The following is a 10,000-nucleotide window of genomic DNA, read 5'->3' on the forward strand; positions in this document are numbered from 1 at the left end:
GGCATTGGGGTGGCGTAAATCGTATAAAAACTCTGACAAGGCCTGATAACGTTTATTCGGGTCGGGTTGCAGGGCTTTTTCTAAGGTTAAATCCAGCCAGACCGGCAGTTCGCTGTCTTTACTGAGCACTGACTGATAACGCAATTTTTTCTGGGCTTTGATGCTTTTTCCACGAGCGACATCAGCGTCATAAGGATAACGGCCTGATAATAACTGGTAGGTCAGTACAGCCAGTGAATACAAGTCTGACCGCTCTGTGCCAGCCAGACCTAAAAAATACTCGGGTGCCGTATACAAAGCTGTGCCGGGAATATCCCCGGCCACTTCGTCATCTGTTTGCAATCCAGCCAGTCGGGCTGCGCCAAAGTCGATAATTTTCACTATGCCCTGGGCGTTGATTATCAGGTTGTCGGGTCTGATGTCCTGATGCAGAATTTCGCAGCGGTGCAGTGCCTGCAAGCCTTTGCCCAGTTGTTCGATTATATCGCGCACTTGCTCCAGCCTTGGCTTAGGATGGTCCAATTGCCACTGTTTTAGTGTCTGGCCTTCGACATAGTCAAACAGGGTGTAAAGCGCAGTGCGTGGCCTGTTGATGCTGGCCGGGCGCACCACATGGTTACTCTGCACTCTTTTGGCTATCCATTCTTCGCGCATCAGCCGTTCCAGATAATCAGGCTGTTCAGCTAAGTCGATGGAGGGGGCTTTGAGCACCAGTAACTGCTCTGTCGATTTGTCCTGCACCAGATAAACATGACTGCGGTTGCTTTGCTGTATAGCCCGGATCACCTGCAGACCATCCAACATATCGCCTTGTTGCAACAGAGGGGGTAAAGCTAAGTGTTGATCCAGACAAAGAGGTAGGTTGTTGTCTGCAGGCAAACCATCAATACGCACTAACTGCAGCGTGATGTTATCGCTACTGCCAGCTACTAAGGCGATTTGGGTCAGTTGCTCGGCCAGCAAAGATAAATCTGATTCAGCTTCCAGCAGCTTACACAGCTGAGTGGCGGGTAAGGCATCAAATAAACCGTCTGTCGCTAGCAGAAACAAATCCCCCTGTTGCAGAGGCAGGCTTTGGTAATCGGGTTCTAAGACAGGGCCAGCGCCTAAAGCCTGGCTTAAATAACTACTGCTGCCGCGCCAAAGCTTATGATCTCGTGTCAATTGCTCCAGTTGCCTGTTACGCAGCAGATAAATCCGGCTGTCGCCGACATGGACTAAGTGCGCGTGGCGTTGCTTTAGGATTAAGGCACTGAAAGTACAGACATAACCTTTATCCGGATCTGAACTGAAAGGCCCTTTGCGATTTTGGGCATACAACCAGTTGTGGCAAGCTTTCAGCACCTGCAAGGCCGCATGTGGTACAGACCAGGCCTCGCTGGTGCAGTAGTAATCATCCAGAAAACTTTTTACTGCTGTTTCACTGGCAATCTGACTGACTGTGCTGGTGCTGATGCCATCGGCCACAGCCAGTACTATGCCTTTATTACTTAATTCAGGCTCTTTCGGCAGATAAGCGCCAAAGCAGTCCTGATTAAATGCTTTACGGCCAGCAACAGAATGCTGGCCCAAAGCGACTTGCAAAGATGTAGCTGACTGTACCATCAGGCTTTAGCCAGATTGGTTGCCGGGCTCTCAACTGGTTTCGAAGTCAATTGACGTTTTGGCGCCGTTTTATAGTGAGTGCTGTACAAAGTTAAGCCAGTAAAAGCTAATCCACCGACCAGATTACCCAAGGCAGTAGGGATTTCGTTCCAGATCAGATAATCCATAATGGAGAAATCGCCCCCCATCATCATGGCAAAAGGGAACAAAAACATATTGACCACTGAGTGCTCAAAACCCATAAAAAAGAACAACATAATAGGCATCCACATGGCCATCACCTTGCCGCTGACATGAGTGGAAATCATAGCGCCCACCACACCCATAGACACCATCCAGTTACATAACATGCCACGCAGGAATATGGTCATCCAGCCGGCCACTCCATGTTCGGCATAACCTAAAGTTCGGGCTTCACCTACACCAGCCAGCTTTGTTCCAACAGGTCCGGCTTCGGTATGAAAACCCATGGTCAGTACAAAAGCCATCATGGCGGCCACTGTTAAAGCCCCGAGAAAGTTGCCGCTAAACACCAGGCCCCAGTTGCGTAATACACCTTGCACAGTCACGCCAGGGCGACGGTCCAGCAAGGCCAGAGGTGTTAACACAAAAACCCCTGTTAATAAGTCGAATCCCATCAGATACAACATAATAAAACCGACCGGGAACAGCATGGATCCTACTAAAAATGAACCGGTTTGCACCGCTACCGTCACCGCAAAAACTGCAGCCAAGGCAAGAATTGCACCCGCCATATAAGAGCGGATCAATGTGTCGCGGGTCGACATAAAAATTTTGGATTCGCCGGCGTCGACCATTTTGGTCACAAATTCGGCTGGAACTAAATAAGCCATAGGTCACCTCTTCCTGTTGTTGCTGTTGGTTATCTCAGGCGCTGTTTTTACAAAACAAAAAAGGCGTCCGGATCATTCTGTTGCCAGAAGATCACGGGACGCCTTTGTCCTGAAGAAGTTAGGAGGTGATAACCACCTCTGCCTTGTACACAGAGCAACTTTAATGCCAGCAGATGCTTTTATATCAACACATTGAATTTACTTAGTTTTCGCAAATAGCTGTTTTGGGCGACCTTGATTTAACGTGCTATTGTTGTGCATTTTCTGCACTGTTAAGGGGCGTTGCTGCGTAGTGCTGGCCGGCGCAAGGAGGCCAAATTTGCTGACAAACCAGCAATAATGCTGTTTTGCGGCTTGTCTGCAGAGCGTGGAATAAGCATTGCTAGGGTAAGGGATATCAGCAACCCGGGGCGACCTATGAATCATCCGACAGCTCAGTTTCTGCTGGCCGCCAAACAGGCTGAAATCAAAGCGCTGCAACAACTTTCGGTGAACTGTTTGTTGGTGACCAGCATTAGTGAGTTGGTGCATCAGTTACAGCGCGAGCGTGGCATCAGCAATATTTTTTTGGCCTCTGGCTGCGAAGTCTTTGTGCAGCAGCGTCAGCAGCAGTTATTACAAAGTACAAAAGCAGAACAACAAGTACGCAACCAATTAACGACTCAGTACCTGCAAGCCAGCGAACCTTGTCACAGCAGTCGTTTGTTAAGTGGTGTATGTCTGGCGTTGCAGGGCATGGACCATCTGGCTGAGTTACGTGAGCAGGTGGGCAAACAACAGTGCACGCCATTGCAGTCCACTGAAGCCTACAGCAGATTAATAGCAGCCTGGTTGGCTGTGGTGCTGGAGTCGGCCGATTTAGCTGGTGATGCGGCCATAACCCGCTTGCTGGTGGCGTTGTTTAACTTATTGCAAAGTAAAGAATATGCCGGGCAGGAACGAGCCTGGGGCGCTATGGGATTCGCTTCCGGGCAGTTAACCACAGAACTTGCTGAACGTTTGTCATTGTTGCAACAAGCACAGCAACACAGTTCGGCTGTGTTTCTGGAGTTTGCCACTCTGTCGCAACAGCAGCAATGGCAGAAGCTGGAACAAGCCACTGCCGCTCTGCAGCTGCGTCAGTTGCGAACTATGATCCAGCAGTTAGCTGGTACTGCTGTCCCTGTGCCTGCTGTTAGTGATCTGTGGTACCAGTTTGCCACTGAACGTATGGACGCTATGCATCTATTGCAGGCGGAATTGACGGCCCAGTTGCAGCAATTAACTACTGAGACTGTCGAAGCTGCGCAGCAACAGTTGCAGCAGCATCATTCCAAACTGACTGAACTGGCTGAGTTAGCCGGGGGCCAGGGTTTGACCTTACTGATAGACCCCAGTATGCCGGGTTTATACGGAGCCTCTGTGCTGCCGCAACACATTGCCGCAGAACAAGCAGTGCAGGCTCCGAGTCGTTCTTTTTATCAGTTGTTGTCTGAGCAGGCGCAGCATATCCGTCAGATACACAGTGAATTGGCAGATGCCCGTCGTGCCATTAGCGAACAAAAGCTGACAGACCGCGCTAAGTTATTGTTAATGCAGTATAAACATTTAACTGAAGAGCAAGCCTACCGCCAGTTACAACAAAGTGCGATGAAGCAACAATGCCGTATAGCCGAGGTGGCTGAAGCTGTCGTAAAAGCTCTGGTTGCTGTGAAGGTCTAGTTTTAGTAGCCCTGCTGAGGGTCAAACCACAACACTTTATTTTGCACAGGTGTTTCCGCCGGAAGTATAGGGTTGTTCAGTGGAATGACAGTTCTGGATTTTAAGTCGGCTTGTTGTAAGGCGCTGCTGAAATGTTGCAAAAACAGCTGCTGCATACTGCCATCTTCAATAGCTCTTAACAGTCCAATTTCTATCGCATTGGCCAGTTCTATATTATTTTTTCGCACAAAAAAATACAAAGCCGCCGGGTAATGTAATACCCACTTCGGCGCTACAGTTAGCGACATGCCGGATTTTTGCTGCAGTTCGGGCCATATTTCTGTGACTGAACGGGGGAAGTGATCGATGCGTTTTGCCTGCAGCATTTTGAACATGCCGTCAAAGTCGCCGCTGCCTAAAACCCTAAACTGATTGGCTTTTAAAATAGGATAATCCGGCCAGTCACTACCTTGCACTGAAAGGCTGGTTTTTAGCTGCTTTTCATCCAACTGTTTAATTTTTTCTTCATTGTCCTGATGGATCAGCAATAAACGCCAGCCTATTAAACCTCTGTCTATCGGAATGCGAATGGGGCGTAGCTCTTGCTCCCGCTCTGGTGACGTCATGGTCCAGACCACATCCAGACCATTGCTCGAACCCAACTGACGTAAGGTCCTGTGCTGCGACATCACTTGTCCGCTAGGCACCAGTTGATAATCAGTACCTGATTTTTCTATCGCCAAATGTAATAAAGCAATTGGATAACTGCCACGGGCGTCACCCAACATCGACATTGGCCAGGAATAGATCACTTGTTGCTGCTGTGCGCTGCAGCAAAGGGGAGAAAACATCAATAAAACACAGGCAAACAGAGCATAAAGGCGGTTCGTCATCACAGACATTGCATGCACTCCGTGGCGTTGTTTCAGAAACTATAGAACATTTCTGTCACCAGATTAGGGTACCGTCTTATTATGCTGTTATTTCGTCTGTTGTTTGCAGTGATACTCGTCGTCTTGGAAGCGGCTGCTTGGTTTGCCAGGCATGTCGCCTCGCTGCAACTTCAGCTGTCTTGGGTATATAATCTCCGGCAAAACAGGGTGACAGGTGAAGTGATGACGGACGAGTTAAAAATTGAAGATGTGGTGCCTGGCGAAGGTAAAGCCGCTGAACGTGGCGCTTTGATCACGGCGCATTACCGAGGTTGGCTGGAAGATGGTACAGAGTTCGATTCGTCACATAAGCGTGGCGAAGCTTTTCAGTGCATTTTAAGCAACAATCGTGTGATTCAGGGCTGGATTTTAGGTCTGAAGGGCATGAAAGTCGGTGGCAGACGTAAATTATGGGTACCAGCTCATTTGGCTTATGGCGAGCGCCAGATTGGCAGCATGATACCGCCGAATTCGAATCTGATGTTTGAGATAGAACTTTTGGAAGTATTGACCAGGGATGACTGACGGCTGGTTGTTGTTTATCTAAATCTAGTTGATAACAATTCGTATTAGTGTATTATTCGCCCAGATTTGTTTTGGGGGTAATCATGGCGTTACAACAGAAATTCAGAAAGTTGCCAGTAGTAGTGGCAGTGCAATTGGCTTGTATGATGGGTGTGGCTCAGGCTGCGGATGATAAAGCTGAAAAAGAAATTGAAAAAATCACTGTAGTAGGCAACTACACTGTGAATGAAAACATTGATACGGCCACAGGTTTAGGTTTGTCTTTGTTTGAAACCCCCCAGTCTGTCAGCGTGATCACGTCTCAACGTATTATTGATCAGGGCTTTAGCGGCATTAACGAAGTCATTATCCAAAGTGTTGGTGTGTCAGCTAAACAGCTGGATACCACCCGTAATACCTTTAGCGCCCGTGGTTTTGATATCGACAAATACCAGATTGACGGTGTGCCTTTAGCTTGGTCTTTAGCGGGTGACTCAGGCGAAACCATTACTGACGTGTCTATTTATGAGCGTATTGAAGTAGTGCGTGGTGCTACAGGTTTACTGACAGGAGCCGGTGATCCTTCGGCCTCAATCAACCTGGTGCGTAAACATGCTAATTCAGCTGAGCTGAAAGGTTATGTCAATGCCGGTATTGGTCGTTGGAACAACAAATTTGCCACTGCGGATCTGTCAACAGGCTTAGATAGTCAGGGTGATTTGCGGGTGCGTTTTGTCGCTAAAAAAGAAGTAGGCGACAGCTTTATGGATATACCTGAAGACGACAAAACCGTGCTTTATGGCGTGGTTGACGCTGATTTAACCAATCAGACCTCTGTCAGTTTTGGTTCCAGCTATCAGGACAATGATCCTAAAGGCTCTACCTGGGGCGGTTTAGCTGCATGGTTTAGCGATGGCACAGCCACCAATTGGGACAGAAGCATTACTTCTGCAGCTGACTGGACCTATTGGGCTTCGACCAACGAAAACAGTTTTGCTAATCTGGTGCACAACTTCGACAATGGCTGGCAGGCCAAAGCCAGCTTTAACAGCACCAAAAATACGGCAGACACTCAATTACTTTATATCTATGGTTCACCGGATAAAGCGACAGGCTTAGGTTTATCGCCATGGCCTTACAAAAGCTCAGGAACCAGTAAACAAGACAGTCTTGATCTACAGTTAAAAGGCGACTACCAACTCGCAGGCCGCAGCCATGAGTTTGTAGTTGGAATGCTCAACAGTGATCAACAAGCTAAAACTGTGACCTTTGCCCAAACTTCTGCTTTTGTGCCAGTGGGTAACTTCTACGAATGGACTGGCGCTACTTATCCTGAACCAACGTTCTCCAGCACTTCTGATGTTGCTGTAGATTTAGACACAGAGCAGGATGGTTATTACGCCGCCACACGTTTATCTCTGACGGATGAGTTAAAGCTGATCGCTGGTGGTCGTTTATCTAAGTGGGAACGCACTGGTGTCAATTACGGTGTGATTGAGAATTACGGCGATGACAGTGTGTTTGTGCCTTATGCCGGTTTAATGTATCAGTTGAACGCCAACCACAACGCCTACATCAGTCAGACCGAAATCTTTAAACCACAAAATGCCCGTGTGGAATCCGGTGCATTTATCGATCCGCTTGAAGGTACTAACACCGAGTTGGGTTTAAAGAGTTCTTTTCTGGAAGGCAAAGTACAAACTGCAATAGCGGTGTTTAAGATTGACCAGGATAATCTGGCTCAGGCTATAGGTACTTTCCCTCCTGTAGGTAACAATCTGCCCGAAACTATGTATCGTGCAGCTCAGGGCGTTGAGAGTAAAGGCTTTGAAGTGGAAGTGATAGGTCAGTTGATGGACAACTGGAACATCTCCGCTGGTTATTCGCAGTTTAAAGCTGAAGATGCGGCTGGTGTCGAAGTAAACACTGATCATCCGCGTAAAAAGCTGAATCTGTTTACCACTTATGACTTTGCCAATCAGCTGGCAGGTTTGGTCGTGGGTGGTGGTATCAGCTGGGAGGATGAGCAATACAGTGGTACAGCACCAAAAATCCTCTGGCAGGACTCTTACAGCCTGGTTAGTCTGATGGCGCGTTATGAGGTAACAGAACAGTTGTCTGTACAATTAAACGTCGACAACCTGTTTGATGAAACTTACTACAGCCAAATTGGTTTCTTTGATCAATATGGCTATGGCACACCTCGTAATTTCACGTTAGGCGCGACTTACTCCTTCTAAACACTGAATGGGGGCCGGTCTCATTGTTAACAGCTAACAAGATGATCTGCCCCCCATTTGATTAGGCTAAAGCATAATCCACACCGGCACAAATCACCGCCACTTGAGCTGCATTGCACTGCTGTGGGCTGGCTTTTGGACTATCCGGATACACTTCTGTTGTCGTGACGAATTTGGCATCTGTCATACCACCACATAATCCCAAAGCACGTTTAGGATAATTCACCACACCAAACTGAGCCAGGCGTTCACCTATCAGGCAGCCGTTTTCATCGGCTTCGGCGATATGAGTGACCTGCTGCACTGCTTCGATAATAGCGCGCTGAAAACCTGGTTCTGGTTTGTCTGTGTCGCCGACCAGATAAAAACCATCCGGAATATTCCAGTTATGATTTACAGTGCCATCCCGGGCTGCTTTGGCCGGACGGAATTCGCTGTTATCTGAATCTGTGGTTTCGTGCAGATCGATATGCACTAAGATTTCGCCGCTGTGCTGGCGGACAAAAGCCATAGCCTTTGTGGCTTCATCCGACTGACTTTCCGCGCCAAATGAACGGTTCGGATCTACGGCTTTTGGATTCCAGCGGTTGATGGTTTCATATCCCCACGGGCTGATGCAAGGCAAAACCAGCAAGTTGGCTTTGTCGCTGTAACGGCTGAATTCTTCTTTAATAAACTTCAGCGCACCTTGCACACCACTGGTTTCATAACCATGCACACCACCTGTCACCAGCACTATGGGTTTATTGGTTTGCCAGTTTTTACTGCGTACCGCAAACAACTGATAAACAGGTAAATCAAAAGCGCTGTAATCCAGAGTGCCGTAATTAATCAGTTCAGCCGTATCAGGCAAATACTGTTGAAGTGGTGTTGTCACTTCGTCTTTATAACTGCGTTTAATTTGTTGTTCACTCAGCCACTGCTGTTTTTCAGCTTCGCCCCAGGGCGTGCCTACAGTGCCTATGTGATAAATAAAGTCTTTTACTGGGGTCGTCATACCGCACCTTTTTGTTCTTTGTGGTTATTCTGTGGCCATTTCATCGGCTATTTGCAGTAGACTGGCCGCCAGAGTCGCTGGGTCTTGTGCACCGGAAATCAGGTAACGCTGATTGATAACAAAAGCAGGTACTGAACTGATACCGGCTTGCTGGTACTGCGCCTCTTCAGCACGGACTTCGTCAATAAATTGTGCTGATTGCAGCACTTTTAACGCTTCTTCAGCATTAAGTCCGGCTTTTTCCGCACATTTTTGCAGAACCTCTGCTTTGGATACATCCTCGGCAAAGCCAAAGTAGGCTTCAAACAAAGCCTGTTTCATCGCCGTTTGTTTATCAAAGGCTGCGGCCCATTTCACCAGTCGGTGCGCATCAAAGGTATTGCAGGTAAAACGCTGCTGCATTTTTTCGAAGTTCAGCCCAAGATCGGTGGCAACCTTGATCATCGACTCCTGATTGGCGCGCATTTCCGCTTCGCTGCGACCATATTTTTTGCTCAGAGCAGGCAAAATGGCTTCGGGGATCAGGTTAGGGTCCGGATTCAGTTCAAAAGCACGCCACTGAATACTGACGTCGACTTTATCTTTGATACTGTCCATGGCTTTCTCAAGCCGGGCATAGCCAATAGCACACCAGGGGCAGGCAATATCGGACACTAAATCTATATGCAGGTTTTTCATCACAGATCCTGAATTAAGGGAATTGGTTTAGATCTGGTTACCTTGAGGCCGAATATCAAGACTCAAGCTGGTTTTTGTCGTAATAACGACGGTGCAATTCCCTTTATTTACACAGCAGCTTCAAATAAATCCAGATCAGTAATTTACTACCGCAAGTTTTGGCTCTACACTTTGCGCGTTTTTTACACAGGAGGCCTTATGGCAAAAAAATCAACGGCAGAGCATGGCCGCGGCGAAATCCGGGATAATGCACTCAAAGCTTTAGTGACCAGCAAATTATTTCAGTTGCAGGTGGTGAAAGCGAAAAAAGGCAAAGGCTCCTACAGCCGCCAGAAGTTTAAACAAGGGCAGAAGTATGATGATTCTGCCCTTTTTGTTGCTGTCGCCCGCTAATTTTCTTCATTTCCCTCTTTAGTATTCAGCTCAGGTTCAAGCCTTAAGCTTCATTCTGCTTCATCAGGTAGGTTGTGACTTACCCGCAACACTCTCATTTTCAACCCACTTATGCAT

At 47.8% G+C, this 10,000-nt stretch carries 9 protein-coding genes; 4 read left to right on the forward strand and 5 right to left on the reverse strand.

The window, feature by feature from the left end; genetic code table 11:
* Together LDL40_RS15490 and LDL40_RS15495 are read right to left on the reverse strand one after the other, a co-directional pair.
* On the reverse strand, nt 1–1,605 hold a 1,605-nt coding region (locus tag LDL40_RS15490), incomplete at its 3' end, for a bifunctional protein-serine/threonine kinase/phosphatase (protein ID WP_300996347.1).
* Nucleotides 1,605–2,459: a formate/nitrite transporter family protein gene (locus tag LDL40_RS15495; RefSeq protein ID WP_300996349.1), complete on the reverse strand. Its 855-nt coding sequence runs from the start codon at nt 2,457–2,459 to the stop codon at nt 1,605–1,607. The genes LDL40_RS15495 and LDL40_RS15490, both read right to left, overlap by 1 nt.
* A gap of 417 nt (nt 2,460–2,876) precedes the next feature.
* On the opposite strand from LDL40_RS15495, the gene LDL40_RS15500 reads away from it, so the two are divergent.
* Nucleotides 2,877–4,160: a nitrate regulatory protein gene (locus LDL40_RS15500; protein ID WP_300996351.1), complete on the forward strand. Its 1,284-nt coding sequence runs from the start codon at nt 2,877–2,879 to the stop codon at nt 4,158–4,160.
* Between the two features lie 2 nt (nt 4,161–4,162).
* Here the strand turns inward: LDL40_RS15500 and LDL40_RS15505 are convergent, their stop codons facing one another.
* Nucleotides 4,163–5,041 (reverse strand): ABC transporter substrate-binding protein, encoded by an 879-nt coding sequence (locus tag LDL40_RS15505; RefSeq protein WP_300996353.1) that lies wholly within the window; start codon nt 5,039–5,041, stop codon nt 4,163–4,165.
* 213 nt (nt 5,042–5,254) lie between these two features.
* Between LDL40_RS15505 and LDL40_RS15510 the strand changes: the two genes are divergently transcribed.
* Both LDL40_RS15510 and LDL40_RS15515 read left to right on the forward strand, forming a co-directional pair.
* Entirely contained in the window at nt 5,255–5,596 is a 342-nt protein-coding gene (locus LDL40_RS15510; RefSeq protein WP_300996354.1) for an FKBP-type peptidyl-prolyl cis-trans isomerase, read from the forward strand.
* 83 nt (nt 5,597–5,679) lie between these two features.
* Nucleotides 5,680–7,815 carry a TonB-dependent siderophore receptor gene (locus tag LDL40_RS15515; protein WP_300996356.1) on the forward strand — a complete coding sequence of 712 codons (2,136 nt, stop codon included), beginning with the start codon at nt 5,680–5,682 and terminating at the stop codon, nt 7,813–7,815.
* Nucleotides 7,816–7,876: 61 nt separating this feature from the next.
* On the opposite strand, the gene LDL40_RS15520 is transcribed toward LDL40_RS15515, so the two are convergent.
* Together LDL40_RS15520 and LDL40_RS15525 are read right to left on the reverse strand one after the other, a co-directional pair.
* Nucleotides 7,877–8,812 carry a M14 family metallocarboxypeptidase gene (locus tag LDL40_RS15520; RefSeq protein ID WP_300996357.1) on the reverse strand — a complete coding sequence of 312 codons (936 nt, stop codon included), beginning with the start codon at nt 8,810–8,812 and terminating at the stop codon, nt 7,877–7,879.
* Between the two features lie 24 nt (nt 8,813–8,836).
* On the reverse strand, nt 8,837–9,490 hold the full coding sequence (locus LDL40_RS15525; RefSeq protein ID WP_300996358.1) for a DsbA family oxidoreductase: 654 nt from the start codon (nt 9,488–9,490) through the stop codon (nt 8,837–8,839).
* Between the two features lie 198 nt (nt 9,491–9,688).
* Between LDL40_RS15525 and arfA the strand changes: the two genes are divergently transcribed.
* Entirely contained in the window at nt 9,689–9,883 is a 195-nt protein-coding gene (gene arfA / locus LDL40_RS15530) for a ribosome alternative rescue factor ArfA (RefSeq protein WP_300996359.1), read from the forward strand.
* Nucleotides 9,884–10,000: the final 117 nt, after the last annotated feature.

Origin of the sequence: Rheinheimera sp. (assembly GCF_020217005.1) — a bacterium.
In the GTDB taxonomy this organism is placed as follows: Bacteria; Pseudomonadota; Gammaproteobacteria; order Enterobacterales; family Alteromonadaceae; genus Pararheinheimera.

Excerpts from the sequence above, each read along its gene's own strand:
- LDL40_RS15515 (WP_300996356.1), top strand. The coding sequence starts at position 5,680 with ATGGCGTTACAACAGAAATTCAGAAAGTTGCCAGTAGTAGTGGCAGTG.
- LDL40_RS15495 (WP_300996349.1), bottom strand. The coding sequence starts at position 2,459 with ATGGCTTATTTAGTTCCAGCCGAATTTGTGACCAAAATGGTCGACGCC.
- LDL40_RS15505 (WP_300996353.1), bottom strand. The coding sequence starts at position 5,041 with ATGTCTGTGATGACGAACCGCCTTTATGCTCTGTTTGCCTGTGTTTTA.
- LDL40_RS15525 (WP_300996358.1), bottom strand. The coding sequence starts at position 9,490 with ATGAAAAACCTGCATATAGATTTAGTGTCCGATATTGCCTGCCCCTGG.
- arfA (WP_300996359.1), top strand. The coding sequence starts at position 9,689 with ATGGCAAAAAAATCAACGGCAGAGCATGGCCGCGGCGAAATCCGGGAT.
- LDL40_RS15510 (WP_300996354.1), top strand. The coding sequence starts at position 5,255 with ATGACGGACGAGTTAAAAATTGAAGATGTGGTGCCTGGCGAAGGTAAA.
- LDL40_RS15520 (WP_300996357.1), bottom strand. The coding sequence starts at position 8,812 with ATGACGACCCCAGTAAAAGACTTTATTTATCACATAGGCACTGTAGGC.
- LDL40_RS15500 (WP_300996351.1), top strand. The coding sequence starts at position 2,877 with ATGAATCATCCGACAGCTCAGTTTCTGCTGGCCGCCAAACAGGCTGAA.